At 67.4% G+C, this 15727-nt stretch carries 13 protein-coding genes; 7 read left to right on the top strand and 6 right to left on the bottom strand.

The window, feature by feature from the left end; all coding sequences use genetic code 11:
• Window positions 1-227: 227 nt before the first annotated feature.
• Window positions 228-1388, bottom strand: a complete 1161-nt coding sequence (gene argE / locus AC07WJ_RS13910) for an acetylornithine deacetylase (RefSeq protein ID WP_494935182.1) — start codon at window positions 1386-1388, stop codon at window positions 228-230.
• 10 nt (window positions 1389-1398) lie between these two features.
• The gene (locus AC07WJ_RS13905) at window positions 1399-2364 is read right to left on the bottom strand and encodes a LysR family transcriptional regulator (RefSeq protein ID WP_494935181.1); all 966 of its coding nucleotides are present in this window, start codon (window positions 2362-2364) and stop codon (window positions 1399-1401) included.
• A 217-nt stretch (window positions 2365-2581) separates the two neighbouring features.
• On the opposite strand from AC07WJ_RS13905, the gene AC07WJ_RS13900 reads away from it, so the two are divergent.
• The 5 genes from AC07WJ_RS13900 to AC07WJ_RS13880 all read left to right on the top strand — a co-directional run bounded on the left by AC07WJ_RS13900 (window position 2582) and on the right by AC07WJ_RS13880 (window position 8581).
• Window positions 2582-4204 (top strand): ABC transporter substrate-binding protein, encoded by a 1623-nt coding sequence (locus AC07WJ_RS13900; protein WP_494935180.1) that lies wholly within the window; start codon window positions 2582-2584, stop codon window positions 4202-4204.
• Window positions 4205-4314: 110 nt separating this feature from the next.
• Complete coding sequence (locus AC07WJ_RS13895) at window positions 4315-5292, top strand: ABC transporter permease (protein WP_494935179.1); 978 nt, start codon at window positions 4315-4317, stop codon at window positions 5290-5292.
• Between the two features lie 16 nt (window positions 5293-5308).
• Entirely contained in the window at window positions 5309-6226 is a 918-nt protein-coding gene (locus AC07WJ_RS13890; protein ID WP_494935178.1) for an ABC transporter permease, read from the top strand.
• A gap of 385 nt (window positions 6227-6611) precedes the next feature.
• Complete coding sequence (locus AC07WJ_RS13885; protein WP_494935177.1) at window positions 6612-7592, top strand: ABC transporter ATP-binding protein; 981 nt, start codon at window positions 6612-6614, stop codon at window positions 7590-7592.
• Complete coding sequence (locus tag AC07WJ_RS13880) at window positions 7589-8581, top strand: ABC transporter ATP-binding protein (protein ID WP_494935176.1); 993 nt, start codon at window positions 7589-7591, stop codon at window positions 8579-8581. The genes AC07WJ_RS13885 and AC07WJ_RS13880 overlap by 4 nt, the downstream gene beginning before the upstream one ends.
• 256 nt (window positions 8582-8837) lie before the next feature.
• Here the strand turns inward: AC07WJ_RS13880 and AC07WJ_RS13875 are convergent, their stop codons facing one another.
• The 3 genes from AC07WJ_RS13875 to AC07WJ_RS13865 form a co-directional block, all read right to left on the bottom strand.
• The gene (locus tag AC07WJ_RS13875; protein WP_494935175.1) at window positions 8838-10517 is read right to left on the bottom strand and encodes a thiamine pyrophosphate-binding protein; all 1680 of its coding nucleotides are present in this window, start codon (window positions 10515-10517) and stop codon (window positions 8838-8840) included.
• A gap of 42 nt (window positions 10518-10559) precedes the next feature.
• Window positions 10560-11711, bottom strand: coding sequence for an acyl-CoA dehydrogenase family protein (locus AC07WJ_RS13870; RefSeq protein WP_494935174.1), 1152 nt, complete (start codon window positions 11709-11711; stop codon window positions 10560-10562).
• A gap of 114 nt (window positions 11712-11825) precedes the next feature.
• Window positions 11826-12458 (bottom strand): NUDIX hydrolase, encoded by a 633-nt coding sequence (locus AC07WJ_RS13865; protein ID WP_494935592.1) that lies wholly within the window; start codon window positions 12456-12458, stop codon window positions 11826-11828.
• 140 nt (window positions 12459-12598) lie between these two features.
• Between AC07WJ_RS13865 and AC07WJ_RS13860 the strand changes: the two genes are divergently transcribed.
• Together AC07WJ_RS13860 and AC07WJ_RS13855 are read left to right on the top strand one after the other, a co-directional pair.
• A complete protein-coding gene (locus AC07WJ_RS13860; RefSeq protein ID WP_494935173.1) occupies window positions 12599-13891 on the top strand; it encodes a glycerate kinase type-2 family protein in 1293 nt (430 codons plus the stop codon).
• Window positions 13892-13994: 103 nt separating this feature from the next.
• Complete coding sequence (locus AC07WJ_RS13855; RefSeq protein WP_494935172.1) at window positions 13995-15038, top strand: putative 2-aminoethylphosphonate ABC transporter substrate-binding protein; 1044 nt, start codon at window positions 13995-13997, stop codon at window positions 15036-15038.
• A 17-nt stretch (window positions 15039-15055) separates the two neighbouring features.
• Here the strand turns inward: AC07WJ_RS13855 and AC07WJ_RS13850 are convergent, their stop codons facing one another.
• Window positions 15056-15661, bottom strand: coding sequence for a LysE family translocator (locus AC07WJ_RS13850; protein ID WP_494935171.1), 606 nt, complete (start codon window positions 15659-15661; stop codon window positions 15056-15058).
• Window positions 15662-15727 lie beyond the last annotated feature (66 nt).

Raw genomic sequence — 15727 nt, 5'->3', positions numbered from 1 at the left:
TGACGTCATCCCCGGCCGACTGAACGAAGTGAAGGAGGGGAAGGGGATCCAGGAGTTGCAAGGCAGAGACCTTCGGCCTCTGGACCCCCTTCCCCTCGCTCCGCTCGGCCAAGCAGAAGCCGGAGCTTCTGCTTGAGGGGTGACGTCGTGCACGCCAGCCCCCCGAAGGCCCGGCTCTTTACATGAGAATAGCGGCCAGGGACAGGAAAAAGCGGGATCGCCCTCGATTAGCCGCGCGCCGCATGGGCGATCAGCCTGGCGATGAAGGCATCGGCCTTGGTGAGCTCGGCCCGTTCGATGAATTCGTCGGGCTTGTGCGCCTGCTCGATCGAGCCCGGGCCGACGACGACGGTTGGAATGCCGATTTCCTGGAACAGGCCGGCTTCGGTGCCATAGGCGACCTTGGCATGGTCGTTGCGGCCGGCCAGCGCCTTGGCGAGCACGGTGACCGGCGCGTCCGCCGCGGTATCGAGGCCCGGCACCAGCGACAATTCCTCGAAGGTGAAACCGGCGGCCGCGTCGATCGCCTTCATCGGCGGCTCCAGCACGTCGCGGGCATAGGCCTCGATCTCGGCGACGATGGCATAGGGGTCGTCGCCCGGCACGCAGCGCAGGTCGAAATCGACCACGCATTCGCCGGCGACGATATTGCGCACGGTGCCGCCCCTGATGACGCCGACGCTGGTGGTCGAGAACGGCACCGAGAACAGCATGTCGAGATCGGTCCGCCGGGCCAGCCTCTGGCCGATCTCGTTGATCCTGACGATCAGCTTGGCGGCCTCCTCGATGGCGCTGACGCCATAGGGCCGGAGCGAGGAATGAGCCTCCTTGCCGCGCACCGTGCAGCGCATCGGCCGGCCGGTCTTGTGGGCGGTGACCACTTGCATATTGGTCGGCTCGCCGACGAAACAGGCCTCGGGCTTCAAGGGCCGGTCGTTCAGCACGGCGAGCAGGGTCCGCACGCCGCGGCAGCCGACCTCCTCGTCATAGGAAATGGCGAGATGGATCGGCTTGGCGAGTGGCGCCGCGACCATGGCCGGCACGGCGGCAAGCGCCGCCGCGACGAAGCCCTTCATGTCGCAGGTGCCGCGGCCGTAGAGGCGGTCGTCCTTGGCGGTCAGCGTGAACGGGTCGCTCGCCCAGTTCTGGCCGTCGACCGGCACGACGTCGACATGGCCCGACAGCACATAGCCGGCCACGTCCTTCGGCCCGATGGTCACCCAGAGATTGGCCTTGCTCCCGGTCGCGTCATAGACGCGCTCGCCCGTGACGCCGTAGCGGCTAAGATAATCCTCGACCCAGTCGATCAACGGCAGGTTGGAGTTGCGGCTCGTCGTGTCGAAACCGACAAGCGCGGCGAGAACATCTGACGTGGCGAGGGTGGACATCGCGGCCTCTTCAGGGAATGGCGGTGGAATAGGTATCGTCGATGGGCTGGGCGCGGGCGAAATCGGCGAGCCGGCGCGCCGCCGGGCTGGCCGGCCCTTCGGCCGGAAAAATGAAGGCCGTCTCGTAGACGACTTGCGGATCGAACGGCCGGAAGACGACGCCGCTCGCCGGGCGCAGGGCGACGGGAAACGGATTGAAGACCGAAAGGCCGAGACCGGCCCTGACCAGTTCCAGCGCCGACACGACGGTCGCCGTCTCGCAACGGACCTTGGGTCGGGCGCCGGCTTCGACGAAGATCCGGTCGAGGGTGGCCCGGATGGCCAGACGCCGGGCGAATGAAATGAAGCTCTCGCCGTCGAGATCGGCGGCGGTGACGCGCGGCTGCGCGGCCAGCCGGTGCCCTTCGGGCAGGGCACAGACCGCCGAGGATGCCCTGAACGGCTCGCGCAACAACGCCGGATGCGACACGTAGGAATCGGAAATGCCGATATCCGCCTTGCGGTCGGCGATCGCCGCGAAGACGTCGGGCGACGTGGTGATTTCCAGCGTGACGGTCTCGTCGCCGTGGGCCGCGAGGTAACCGGCGATCAGCCATTGCAGGTAATGGTGGGCGAGAGTGGCGGGCGCGACCACCCGCAGCGGCTCGTGGGACTGGCTCGCCCAGGAAAACCGGTCGAGGCGGGCGAGCGCGTCGAAGATCGGCGTGGTCTCGGCAAACAGCGCCAGGGCGTCGGCGGTCGGCGTCAGGCGGCCACCCTCACGGCGGAACAGGACGCGGCCCGAGCGCTCCTCCAGCATCGCGATGGTGCGGCTGACGGCCGGCTGCGAAATGCCGAGCTGCATGGCGGCGGCGGTCATCTTGCGCGCCACCACCAGCGCCCTGAGCACTTCGAGGTCGCGCAGCGAGGCAAATCCGCGCACCCCCTCGACGAGCGAGGCGGCATCGACCGGCGAAGTGGGGCGCGCTATGGCCACTATAACCTGATGTTATGCTGTTTCAATTGACGATAATCTGTCCGAAAAAGAAGCTGCTGTGAAGAGCATCGCGGCAGGGGCTGTCCAGGCGAGGCCGGCGCGCTATGTCCTATCGGGGTTGCCGAACGGGACTAGCGGGGATCGCCGTTTCGGGGTCTGCTGTAGGCAAAGGCGGCAACAAGTCCGCCGCCGCGATCGATCGAAGCAGGGGAACGACATGCGTCGAATTGGGAATCTTCTGGCAGCCGGCGCCACCGCGCTGGCGCTCACGCTGCCCGCCGCCGCGCAGGAACTGCGCATCGGGCTATCGGCCGAACCGAGTTCGGTCGATCCGCATTTCCACAATCTGACCCCGAACCATCAGCTGCGCTCGCATGTCTTCGAGGGCCTGATGGACCAGGACAAGAACCAGCAACCGATTCCGAAGCTCGCCGAGAGCGTGCGCGCCATCGACCCGACGACCTGGGAGTTCAAGCTGCGCCGGGGCGTCAAGTTCACCGACGGCACGGAATTCACCGCACGCGACGTGATCTTCTCCTATTGCCGCGTGCCGAAGGTGGAGAACTCGCCGTCGTCGCTGGTGGTCAGCATGCGCGCGATCGCCACCATGACCGCGCCCGACCCCTATACGGTGATCGTCACCACGACGGCGCCGCACCCGATCCTCGGCAGCGAATTGTCCAATATCGGCATCATCTCGGCCAAGGCTGCCGGCGCGCCGGAAAATCTCGCCTTCAACCGCGCCGGCTGCACCGGCGTCGATGCCTGGCCGAAGACCGAGGACTTCAACAACCTGAAGCTCGCCGTCGGCACCGGCCCGTTCCGCTTCGTGACCTTTACCCGCGGCGACCGCATCGTGCTGGAGCGCAACGAGACCTATTGGGGCGAAAAGCCGACCTGGCAGCGCGTGACGTTCCGCCCGATCACCCAGGCCGCCTCGCGCGTCGCGGCGCTGCTGGCCGGCGACGTCGACTTCATCGAGAACCCGCCGATCCAGGATCTGCCGCGGATCAAGCAGAACACCAATTTCACCACGGCCGAGGCCCTGTCGAGCCGGATCATCTACCTGCATTTCAACTATCTGACCGAGACCGCGCCGCCCGGCGTGACCGACACGGCTGGCAAGAACCCGTTCCGCGACCGGCGCGTGCGCGAGGCGATCAGCCTGGCGATCGACCGGGACGCCATTGTCGCCCGGATCATGGGCGGCGTCGCCGTCGCCGCGGCCGAGCTGCTGCCGAACCCGCTGCCCGGCACCAATGCCGGCATCAAGCCGGAACGGCCGAATATCGAGCGTGCCAGGAAGCTCCTGGCCGAGGCCGGTTATCCGAACGGCTTCGGGCTGGTGATGGGAAGCCCCAACGACCGTTACATCAATGACGGCCAGATCGCCCAGGCGATCGCCCAGATGCTGACCCGCATCGGCATCAAGACGCAGATCGACGCGATGACCGCCTCGACCTTCTTCGCCCGCCGCAACCGCGCCGAATTCGGCTTCTGGCTGTCCGGCTGGGCCGCCGACACGGCCGAGATGTCGAACCCGCTGAGGGCGCTCGCCGCCACCCCCGACCGCAATCGCGGCATGGGCACGACCAATCCGGGCGGCTATTCCAACCCCACCATGGACGCCAAGCTGTTCGAAGCGCTGACCATCGTCGACGATGCCAAGCGCAACGCCCTGCTGGTGGAGGCTTCGCGCATGGTAATGGCCGATTTCGGCCTGATCCCGCTGCATTTCGAAGTGTCGGTCTGGGCCTTCAGGCGCGGCCTGACCTATACGGCGCAGATGAACCAATATACCCGCGCCGAGCTGATCCTGCAGGCTCCGGCGTCACGCTGACGCGGAAGCCCGGCCGGCCCGTCGCCGGTCCCATGGTGTCGAACGGCCAAACGGCCGTTCGCACCTGACAGCGCATTCCAGACCCTTATCTCGCGCGGAACCTGTCAGCGATGCTCGTCTTCATCCTCCGACGTCTCGGCCAGAGCGCCTTCGTGGTCGCCGCCATGGCGGTGCTGGTGTTTCTCGGCGTCTATGCCATCGGCAACCCGATCGACATCCTGCTGGCGCCGGACGCCGACCAGGCCGAACGTGACGCCGCGATCGCCCGGCTCGGGCTGGACAAGCCGGTCTATGTGCAATTCGCGGTGTTCATCTGGAACCTGCTGCATGGCGATTTCGGCAAGAGCTTCGTCCATGGCGTCGACGCGCTCGGGCTGATCGTCTCGCGCATGCCGGCGACCCTGGAGCTGGCCGTCGTGGCGCTCGGCATGACCGCCCTGATCGGCGTGCCGCTCGGCGTCATCGCCGGCCTGAAACATGACGGCATCGTCGGCCGGACCATCATGACCGGCTCGGTGGTCGGCTTCTCCCTGCCGAATTTCTGGTTCGGCATCATGCTGATCCTGTTCTTCGCGGTGACCCTGCAATGGCTGCCGGCCGGCGGCCGGGGGCCCACCGGCACGCTGTTCGGCGTGGAACTGTCACTGCTCAATCCGGCCGGCTGGCCGAACCTGATCATGCCGGCGCTGACGCTTGCCATCTACAAGACCTCGCTGGTGATCCGGCTCGCTTATGCCGGGACGCGCGAGGCCATGCTGCAGGACTATGTGCGCTTCGCCCGGGCCAAGGGCCTGTCGCCGGCCCGGATCATCGGCGTGCACCTCCTGAAGAACATCCTGATCCCGGTCGTCACCGTGCTCGGCCTGGAGCTCGGCGCGATGATCGCCTTCGCCGTCGTCACCGAGCAGGTGTTCTCCTGGCCGGGCATGGGCAAGCTGCTGATCGACAGCATCTACCGGCTCGATCGACCGGTGATCGTCGCCTATCTGATGATCGTGGTGGTGATGTTCGTGACCATCAACCTGGTGGTCGACATCCTCTATTCCATTCTCGACCCGCGGGTGCGCCTGCAGGACATCGAGAGCTGAGCGGGAGGCCCCAGACATGACCGATGCCGCCCTTCCCGCCCCGACCGCCACGGCCGACCGCGTCGAAACGCCGTTCCGCCGCTTCGTCTCGGAATTCTGCGAAAGCAAGATCGCCGTCGGCGCGCTCGTCCTGGTGATCGTCCTGGCGCTCCTGTCGATCTTCGCGCCCTGGATCACGCCGCAGAACCCCTACGACATGACCCAGATCTCGATCCTGGACAATATGCTGGCGCCCGGCGAACGCTCGCTCGACGGCCGGCTCTATTTGCTCGGCACCGACGACCAGGGCCGCGACATGCTCTCGGCGATGATCTACGGGCTCAGGCTGTCGCTGTTCGTCGCCGCATCCGCCACCGTCATCGCGCTGGCGGTGGGCCTCAGCATCGGGGTTGCCGCCGCCTATTTCGGCGGCCGCATCGACAGCCTGATCATGCGCGTGGTCGACCTGCAGCTGTCCTTCCCGGCGATCCTCATCGCACTGATCCTGCTGGCTTTGCTCGGCACCGGCATCGACAAGGTGATCATCGCGCTGGTGACCACCCAATGGGCCTATTACGCCCGCACCGTGCGCGGCGGCGCGCTGGTCGAGCGGCGGCGCGAATATATCGAGGCGGCGCATTGCTTGGCCCTGCCGAAACACCGGATCATCTTCCGCCACCTGCTGCCGAACTGCCTGCCGCCGCTGATCGTGGTGGCGACCGTCCAGGTCGCGCACGCCATCTCGCTGGAGGCGGTGCTGTCCTATCTCGGCGTCGGCGTGCCGATCACCGAGCCCTCGCTCGGGCTTCTGATCTCCAACGGCTACAAATATATCCTGTCGGGCAAATATTGGGTCAGCGTCTTCCCCGGCGTGGCCCTGCTGATCACCATCCTGCTCATCAACCTGGTCGGCGATCATCTGCGCGACCAGCTGAACCCGCGGCTGAAGAAATGAGCGGCGGTATGATGTTGAATATGGCGCCAGTGATCGATAACTCGCTTCACTCCAACCTCCCAGGCCAGCACCGGACGTCACCCCAAGGCAAAGCAATTGCTTTGCCGGAGGCCGAGGCGAAGCCGAGGGGAAGGGGGTCCAGGAGTTGCAGAGCTGAGACCGCGCCGCTGCGAAAATGCCAAGGCGGGATGTTCCGTGCGGCCGTGGTGTCGCAACCAACGAGGCAGCATGCGTTCGTCCAGGCCGCCCCTGGATCCCCTTCCCCTCGCTTCGCTCGGCCCCGGCAAAGCAATTGCTTTGCCTTGGGGATGACATCGAGAATGTGCCGGCAACCGGTCCCGCGAGGTGCAATTGCGCCCTCGACAAAGACCACGAGGTCCCGGTCATGACCGCTGTGCTCGAAGTCACCGACCTGAAAACCCAGTTCTTCACCCGCGCCGGCGCGGTGAAGGCGGTCGACGGCGTGTCGTTCAAGGTCGCGCGCGGCGAGGTGATGGGCCTGGTCGGCGAATCCGGCTCCGGCAAGTCGATCACCGGCTTTTCCATTCTCGGGCTGATCGACCCGCCCGGACGGATCGTCTCGGGCTCGATCAGGCTGATGGGCGAGGAACTGGTCGGGCTCGGCGAAAAGGCCTGGCGCGACATCCGGGGTCGGCGGATCGCGATGATCTTCCAGGACCCGATGATGACGCTCAACCCGGTGCTGCGCGTCGACACCCAGATGATCGAGACGCTGAAGGCCCATATCGACATTTCCACCGAGGCGGCCCGCGAGCGCTGCCGCGAGGCCCTGGTGCAGGTCGGCATCGCCTCGCCCGACCAAAGGCTGGAAAGCTACCCGCACCAGTTCTCCGGCGGCATGCGCCAGCGCGTGGCGATCGCCATCGCGCTGCTGCACAAGCCCGCCGTGATCATCGCCGACGAGCCGACCACCGCGCTCGACGTCACCATCCAGGCGCAGATCCTCGCCGAGGTGCAGAAGCTCGCCGCCGATACCGGCACGGCGCTGGTCTGGATCACCCATGACCTCGCCATCGTCTCCGGTCTCGCCGACCGGGTGGCCGTCATGTATGCCGGCCGCGTGGTCGAGGAAGGTCCGACCCAGGACGTGCTGGCGCGGCCCTGCCATCCCTATACGCGCGGCCTCCTGGAAAGCCTGCCGAGCCGCAACCCGCGCGGCCGGCCGCTCGCCCAGATCCCGGGCATGACGCCGAACCTGCTGCGCCTGCCGCCAGGGTGCCCCTTCGCGCCCCGCTGCACGGCCGTGCAGGCCGACTGCCGGACCGCCCCGCCACCCGAAACCCGGCCGCTCGCCGACCGGCGCCTTCGCTGTTTCCATCCCGTCCTCGACGAGGTCGCCGCATGACCACGCCGATCATCGAAGTGTCGGGCGTCTCCAAACGCTTCGCCAGGGAACCGGACCTTGCGGCCAAGCTCGCCGGCCTGCTCGGCGCCGGCCCGAAGCGGGAGGTCGTTCACGCACTGGACCATGTCGACCTGGCGGTCCGGCCCGGCGAGGTGCTGGGCCTGGTCGGCGAATCCGGTTCGGGCAAGTCGACGCTCGGCCGCATCGTCTCGGGCATCTGGTCGCAATCGGAAGGATCGGTGAAATTCGAGGGCCGCGACCGGTCGAAACTCACCGGCGCCGAGCGGCGCGCCGCCGAACTCGCCGTGCAGATGGTGTTCCAGGACCCGATGTCCTCGCTCAATCCGCGCATGCGGGTGGAGGACATCATCGCCGAGGCGCCGGTCTATCACGGCATCGTCGACAAGGCCGGGGCGCAGGACTATCTCGCCGACCTGATGCGCAAGGTCGGGCTCGATCCGGCCTATGCCAAACGCTATCCGCATCAGTTCTCCGGCGGCCAGCGGGCGCGCATCGGCATTGCCCGGGCGCTGGCGGTGAAGCCGAAGATGATCGTCGCCGACGAAAGCGTCGCGGCATTGGACGTGTCGATCCAGGCCCAGGTCTTGAACCTGTTCATGCAGCTGCGTGCTGATTTCGGCCTGACCTACCTGTTCATCAGCCATGACCTCGGCGTGGTGCGCCATGTCGCCGACCGGGTGGCGATCCTCTATCTCGGCCGGATCGTCGAACTGGCGCCGGCCGAGGAATTGTTCGCCCAGCCGAACCACCCCTATACCCAGGCGCTGCTTGCAGAGGTGCCGCGGGTGGACACGGGCAAGCGCCAGTTCAAGCCGATCGAAGGCGAGATCCCCTCGCCGCTGAACCCGCCGCCCGGCTGCCATTTCCACCCGCGCTGTCCCTTCGCCATGGCGCGCTGCAAGACCGACGTGCCGGCCTTGCGGGAGGTCGCACCCGGCCGGCTGTCGGCCTGCCACCTCAACGGCTGAGACGGCATTGCATTGAGGTCGGCCGTCCTTCGAGGCTCGCGCAAGGGCGCGAGCACCTCAGGATGAGGGATGTTTGCGTAATGCACTGATGTTGCTCATGAAGCGTTGAGCGCTTCGTGCATTCGGCGCCGTCCGCAGTGCCATTCCCAACGGTCCTCATCCTGAGGTGCTCGCGCCCTTGCGCGAGCCTCGAAGGACGGCAAACCCTGCTGCAGATCGCTTCGACCTGAAACGATCTGCAGCAAATGCTCCCATCTCAGCCCTTGGCGCGGGCCTTCTCGCGGATCTGGTCGATCGTGGTGGTCGGCGTAATCGCCTGCTGGTCCAGGAACAGATGCAGGATCGCCGGCTTGCCGGAAGCCACCGCGCGCTCGAAGGCGGCGGCGAATTCGGCGGTTTCGCGCACCGTCTCGCCATGGCCGCCATAGGCGCGCGCCAGCGCCGCGAAATCCGGGTTCTTCAGCGTGGTCGCCGAGACACGGCCGGGATAGTCGCGTTCCTGGTGCATGCGGATGGTGCCGTACATGCCGTTGTCGACAATGACCACGATGATCGGCAGGTCGTATTGGCAGGCGGTGGCGAATTCCTGGCCGTTCATCATGAAGCAGCCGTCGCCGGCGAAGGCCACGACCATCTTGTCGGGATGCATGCGCTTGGCGCCGACCGCGGCCGGCGTGCCGTAGCCCATCGAGCCCGAGGTCGGGGCGAGCTGCGTGCCATAGCGCTTGAAGCGCAGGAAGCGATGCACCCAGATGGCATAGTTGCCGGCGCCGTTGCAGACGATGGCGTCATCGGGCAGGCGGTCGCGCAGCCAGCTCATGACCTCGCCATATTGCAGTTGGCCGGGCAGACGGGCGGGATTGCCGGTCCAGGCCAGATAGCTCTCATGTGCCTTGGCGGCGGCGCCGGCCCAGGCGATCGTCTGCGGCGGCTGCAGACCCTCGACCGCCGCGGCGAAAGCCGTCGGGCTCGCCTGGATCGGCAAATGGGCCTGATAGACCCGGCCGAGCTCCTCCGGCCCCGGGTGAATGTGGACGAAGGTCTGGCTCGGCTGGGGAATGTCGATCAGCGTGTAGCTCTGCGAGGCGATCTCGGAGAGCCGGCCGCCGAGCGCGATGATCAGGTCGCTGTCCTTGATCAGCTTCAGCATGGCGGGATTGCCGCCGAGACCGAGATCGCCGGCATAATTGGCGTGCTCGTGGTCGAACAGCATCTGGCGGCGGAACTGGCAGATGACCGGCAGCTCGAAGCGCTCGGCGAAGCGGGTGACCGCGTCGACCGCCTTTTCCGACCAGCGCGAACCGCCAAGCAGCAGCACCGGCTTCGTCGCCGCCCAGAGCAGTTTCTGCAGCTTGACCATGTCGTTGTTGCCGGGCCAGGTCTCGGCCGCCTCGACGCGGGGTGCGTCCGGCACCTCGGCGGTCTCGGTCAGCATGTCCTCGGGCAGCACCAGCACCACCGGACCGGGGCGGCCCTGCATGGCGGTGGCATAGGCGCGCGCCACCATTTCCGGGACGCGGTCGGCATCGTCGATCTCGGCGACCCATTTGCAGATGCCGCCGAACAGCTTGCCGTAATCGACCTCCTGGAAGGCGTCGCGGCCGCGCATGCCGCGCTCGATCTGGCCGACGAACAGGATCATCGGGGTCGAATCCTGCTGGGCGATATGGACGCCCGGCGAGGCGTTGGTCGCGCCCGGCCCGCGCGTCACCATGCAGATGCCCGGCCGGCCGGTAAGCTTGCCATAGGCCTCCGCCATCATGGCGGCGCCACCCTCCTGCCGGCAGATGGTGACCTTGGTGTCGGCGTCATGCAACGCGTCGAGCACAGCCAGGTAGCTTTCGCCCGGCACGCAGAAGACGTGATCGGCGCCTTGCACGATCAACTGATCGACGAGGATCTGTCCGCCGGTGCGGCTTGCGTGTTGGGTGGTCATGCCTTGAGCTTCCTCGTCTTGCTGGAACGGATCGGGCCGCGGTCACTGCCGCAGCGTCTCGCGGGCGATGATGAGGCGCTGGACCTCGCTCGTGCCCTCGTAAATACGGGTGATGCGGGCGTCGCGGAAATGCCGCTCGACCGGAAAATCCGCGCAATAGCCGGCGCCGCCATGCAATTGCAGCGCCGTGTCGGTGGCGCGCAGCGCGGCTTCCGAGGCGAACAGCTTGGCCATCGAGGCCTCGCGCCCGAACGGCTCGCCGCGATCCTTCCTGTGCGCGGCGCTCAGGATGAGCAGGCGCGCCGCTTCCAGGTCGGTCTCGCGGTCGGCGATCATCCACTGGATGCCCTGGAACTCGCTGATCGCCTGGCCGAACTGCTGCCGGTCCCGGGCATAGGCCTTGGCGGCATCCATGGCAGCGCGGGCGATGCCGAGCGACAGCGCGGCGATGCCGATGCGGCCGCCGGCGAGCTCACCGACCGCGATACGGAAGCCGTCGTCGAGCTTGCCCATCAGCGCCGAGCCGGCGACCCGGCAACCGTCGAAATGCACGACATTGGTGGCCGAGCCATGCTGGCCGAGCTTCCGTTCGGCCTTGCCGATGGTCAACCCGGGCGTGCCCGCCTCGACCAGGAAACAGGAAATGCCCCGGCCTTTCCTGGCCTCGGGATCGGTGACCGCCCAGACCACGAACAGGCCGGCATATTCGCCGGAGGTGATGTAGAGCTTCTGGCCGTCGAGCACGAAATCGTCGCCGTCGCGCCGGGCGCGGGTCTTCATGCCGGCCGGATCCGAACCGGCGCCGGCTTCGGTCAGGCAGAAGGCGCCGGCCGGATAGGTGCCGTCGGCGAGACGCGGGATATAGAGCCGCTTTTGCGCATCGGAACCGACCGCCTGGATCACCTCGGCGACCATATTGGTCACCGAAGCGGTGACACCGGTCGAGGCGCAGGCATAACCCAGTTCCTCGACGGTCAGCGCGAAGGCGACCGAACCTGCTTCCGTGCCGCCAAATTCGGAGCGGACATTGACCGCCATGAAGCCCGATTCCGCCAGCGCCTTCAGATTGGCCAGGAACTCGGCACGGCCGCCGCCGCGGTCGAGCGTTTCGGCAAGCGGGTGAACCCGGTCGGCGGCGATCTTGCGCGCGGTGTCGCGGATCAGCACTTCTTCTTCGGTGAGTTCGAACAGCATAGGAGCTCCCGGGCGGCCAGGCACGGATCGGTGTGCCCGGATCGGTCCATCGTTTCTAGGAGAGCCGGAGCCGGGCGGCAATCCGTCGGAAATGCATGCCTTGCGGTCCGGGCGTCAGCGCCAGGCGAACAGCGGCTGTTCCAGATCGGCGACCCGCGTGTTCCGCCCCGCCAGGACTTCGCGGAACTGATAGATCAGCGCGGCGGTCGGCGCGTGAATGATGTCACCCGCGATCGCCAGGCGGATCACCTGCCGCCGGCTTTCCGCGATAGTGGTGAAATCGACGATATCCGGCGCCATGATCCCGGCCAGCGGAATGCGGTGAACCGAGGCGACCTCCTCGGGATTGGGCGCGAGTTGCGCGCCGCCGGCGGCCCAGACCACCACTGGCGTCACCAGATAGCCCGACCGTGTCGGATAGTCGTCGAGCAGTCCCAGGACATCGCCATCGCCGAGCTCCAGGCCGATCTCCTCGCGGACTTCGCGCAGCGCCGCCTCAGCCGGCGTCTCGCCGGCGTCGCAGCGGCCGCCCGGCAGCGCCCACTGGCCGCCATGGGAGCGCAGGCCGGCGGCGCGCCGGGTCAGCACGAAGGCCGTTTCATGCGAGGGCGCGTCGGCCGCCAGCAGGACGATCGCCACGGCGGCGCGTTTCAAGGCTTGGCCGGCCTCATCGGCGGGCAAGCGGGCAAAGGCGGCGCACCGGCCTGCCACCACGGCCCGGCAGGCCTGATCGAACGGATAATCCATGGTGATGCCATAGGCCATGCCTCGATCCCTGGGTAGGACCATGCGGAATGGCAGTGTCGCGCCGTGCCGCACCCTTGCCGCGCCCTTGCCGCCGCGCCCGCGACCTGCTTGTTTGACCACCCGTTTCGACAGGCTCGCCCGTGACCGATCTTTCAGACCCCCGCGCCTTCCTGATTTCGCTCGGCCATGCCGCGATCGCCGCCGCGCTGCCCGACCGGATCGCCGACCATTTGCCGCCGGTGCCGACCGGCCGCACCGTCGTGGTCGGCGCCGGCAAGGCCGCCGCCGCCATGGCCGCCGCCTTCGAAAAGGTCTGGCCGGCGCCGCTCACCGGCACGGTGGTCACACGCTACGGCCATGCCGTGCCCTGCAGCCGCATCGAGGTCCTGGAAGCCGCCCATCCGGTGCCGGACGCCGCCGGCCTCGCCGCCAGCGACCGCATCCTGCAGCGGCTGGCCGGTCTTTCCGCCGACGACCTGGTCGTCGCGCTGATCTCGGGCGGCGGCTCGGCTTTGCTGGCGGCCCCCGCCGGCACGCTGACGCTCGACGACCTCAAGGCGGTGAATGCCGCCCTGCTCGCCTCGGGCGCGGATATCGGCGCGATGAACTGCGTGCGCAAACACGTCTCAGCGATTGCCGGCGGGCGGCTCGCCGCCGCGGCCTATCCGGCCAAGGTGGTGACCATCGCGATTTCCGACGTGCCCGGCGACGACCCGGCGGTGATCGCCTCCGGCCCGACGGTGCCGGACCCGACCACCCGCAGGCAAGCGCTCGCCATCGTCGAGCGCTACCGGATGGACCTGCCGGCCAGTGTCATGCGCCATTTGCAGGATCCGGCGAGCGAGAGCCCGAAACCCGACCATCCGGCCTTCGCCCGCGGCATCGATATCAGGCTGATCGCCCGGCCGGTCGAGAGCCTGCGCGCCGCGATGAAGATCGCAGCGGACGCAGGCGTCGCCACCCTGGTGCTCGGCGATACGATCGAAGGCGAGGCGCGCGACGTGGCGCAGGTCCATGCCGCGCTGGCGCGCTCGATCCTGGAGCACGGCCTGCCGGTCAAGCCGCCCTTGCTCATCCTGTCCGGCGGCGAGACCACCGTGACCTTGCCGAAGGACCGGCCGATCGGCCGGGGCGGCCGGAATTCCGAATTCGCCCTGGCGCTGGCGGTCGCCATCCAGGGCTTCGCGCCCGAACATCGCGGCCGCATTCACGCGCTGGCCATCGACACCGACGGCATTGACGGCATCGAGGCCAATGCCGGCGCGGTGGTGACGCCCGCGCTGATAGCGGATGCCGCCGAGCGCGGGCTCAATCCAAGGGCCTTCCTCGACCGCCATGACGGTTTCGGCTTTTTTGCCGCCCTCGACGGCCTGGTCGTCACCGGGCCGACCCATACCAACGTCAATGACTTCCGGGCCATTCTCGTCACCTGACATTCCCGGCCGGCCGTTTCACGCTCGGTTCACGCGGGTCGTGCCCGTCTCGATGGGCTATGATCGAACGCGGCGCCGGTCCGCCGCCCGGAAAGGACATGTCATGGGGTTGTCGCATCGGCTCGCCGGGCTCTGTCTCGGCGCGGCCCTGCTGATCGGCGGGTGGACCGACGTCCAGGCCCAGGGCCGGACGCGGGTGATGATCTATACCGCCAGCGAGACCGAAGAGCTGACCGCGCTGAAGGCCGCGATCGAGACCGACCTGCCCGATATCGAGGTTCAGTGGGTGCGCGATTCGACCGGCGTGATCACCGCCCGCCTGATGGCCGAACGCGACAGTCCGCGCGCCGACATGGTGTTCGGCCTGGTCGCGTCGAGCCTCCTGCTGCTCGAGCGGATGAATTTGCTCGAGACCTATCGGCCTCAAGGCGCCGACGGCCTGAAGCCGGCGTTTCAGGACACCAGCGAACCCTATAGCTGGACCGGCCTCGACGCCTTCGTGGTCGCCCTCTGCTTCAACACCGTGGAAGCCGACAAGGCCAATATTCCGAAGCCGGAAAGCTGGAGCGACCTGACCCATCCGAGCCTGCGCAACCGGCTGGTCATGCCGCATCCGGCATCATCGGGAACCGGTTTCCTGATCGTCTCGAGCTGGATCCAGATCATGGGCGAGGAAGCCGCCTGGCGCTACATGGAGGCGTTGCACCAGAACGTCGCGCTCTATACCCATTCCGGCAGCGCGCCGTGCGTGCAGGCTGCGCGTGGCGAACGGGTGCTCGGCATCAGCTTCGACATGCGTGCGGCGCGCGAACGCAGCCTGGGCGCGCCGATCGACATCATCGTGCCGCGCGACGGGGTCGGCTGGGAAATGGGCGCGCTCGCCATCATGCGCGGCCGCGCCGCGCCCCAGGCCGCCGCAGCCCGCCGGATCGCCGACTGGGCCACCGGCCACAGCGCCCAGGAATTGTTCGCCCGTTTCTACGGCATCGTCGGACGCCAGGGCGTGGTCAGCGTGCCGCCCCATTATCCCGCCGACGCCGAAAGCCGGATGATCCGGCTCGACTATACCTGGATGGCCGACAACCGCGACCGCATCCTGGCGGAATGGTCGAAGCGCTTCGACAGCGGAGCGCCGCAACGGAACTGACCGGCGCTCGCCCGGCGTCACCTCAGGCTGTCGGCCAGAAGCGGGTAGAGCGACAGGACGAGCAGCGCCGCCATCGCCACGTTGAAGATGCGCACCGAACGCGAACTGGTCAGCAGCCGGCGCAACACGACGCCGAAAGCGGCCCAGGCGGCAATGCACGGCGCGTTGACCAGTGCGTAGACGACGGTAACGATGACGATATTGGGAAAGAAGCCGTTCTGCGGCGTATAGGTCGCCACCGCCCCGATCGCCATGATCCAGGCCTTGGGATTGACCCACTGAAAGGCCGCGGCCTGCGCGAAGCTCATCGGCCGGACCGCGTCGGCGCCATCGGACATGGTTCCCGAACGGGCGATCTTCCAGGCGAGATAGATGAGGTAAAGGGCCCCGACATAACGCAGCACGTCATGGAGCACAGGCCAGGCCGTGAACATGCCGCCGAGCCCCAGGCCGACCGAAAGCACCATGGCGGAAAAGCCGAGATTGATCCCCATCAGGTGCGGGATCGTCCGGTGAAAACCGAAATTCACCCCCGAGGCCAACACCATGGTGTTGTTGGGGCCGGGCGTGATCGAGGTCACGAAGGCATAGGTCGCGAAGGTCAGCAGCAGGCTTGGGGTCATGACGGAGGTACCGCGATCGATCGGCCGATGCGGCTGCAATAGACATGTGACACTTCGGGCGATACA

The sequence above is a fragment of the Phreatobacter sp. GW821-FHT04C01 genome, assembly GCF_059420385.1.
The sequence above is the reverse complement of the archived record's forward strand: the minus strand, read 5'-3'. Positions and strand labels throughout refer to the sequence as shown.

What these genes read in the sequence shown, in the direction of transcription:
- AC07WJ_RS13850 (WP_494935171.1), bottom strand. Translation starts at nt 15,661, where the DNA reads ATGACCCCAAGCCTGCTGCTGACCTTCGCGACCTATGCCTTCGTGACC.
- AC07WJ_RS13870 (WP_494935174.1), bottom strand. Translation starts at nt 11,711, where the DNA reads ATGCTGTTCGAACTCACCGAAGAAGAAGTGCTGATCCGCGACACCGCG.
- AC07WJ_RS13875 (WP_494935175.1), bottom strand. Translation starts at nt 10,517, where the DNA reads ATGACCACCCAACACGCAAGCCGCACCGGCGGACAGATCCTCGTCGAT.
- AC07WJ_RS13855 (WP_494935172.1), top strand. Translation starts at nt 13,995, where the DNA reads ATGGGGTTGTCGCATCGGCTCGCCGGGCTCTGTCTCGGCGCGGCCCTG.
- AC07WJ_RS13885 (WP_494935177.1), top strand. Translation starts at nt 6,612, where the DNA reads ATGACCGCTGTGCTCGAAGTCACCGACCTGAAAACCCAGTTCTTCACC.
- AC07WJ_RS13880 (WP_494935176.1), top strand. Translation starts at nt 7,589, where the DNA reads ATGACCACGCCGATCATCGAAGTGTCGGGCGTCTCCAAACGCTTCGCC.
- AC07WJ_RS13865 (WP_494935592.1), bottom strand. Translation starts at nt 12,458, where the DNA reads ATGGATTATCCGTTCGATCAGGCCTGCCGGGCCGTGGTGGCAGGCCGG.
- AC07WJ_RS13890 (WP_494935178.1), top strand. Translation starts at nt 5,309, where the DNA reads ATGACCGATGCCGCCCTTCCCGCCCCGACCGCCACGGCCGACCGCGTC.
- AC07WJ_RS13900 (WP_494935180.1), top strand. Translation starts at nt 2,582, where the DNA reads ATGCGTCGAATTGGGAATCTTCTGGCAGCCGGCGCCACCGCGCTGGCG.
- argE (WP_494935182.1), bottom strand. Translation starts at nt 1,388, where the DNA reads ATGTCCACCCTCGCCACGTCAGATGTTCTCGCCGCGCTTGTCGGTTTC.
- AC07WJ_RS13895 (WP_494935179.1), top strand. Translation starts at nt 4,315, where the DNA reads ATGCTCGTCTTCATCCTCCGACGTCTCGGCCAGAGCGCCTTCGTGGTC.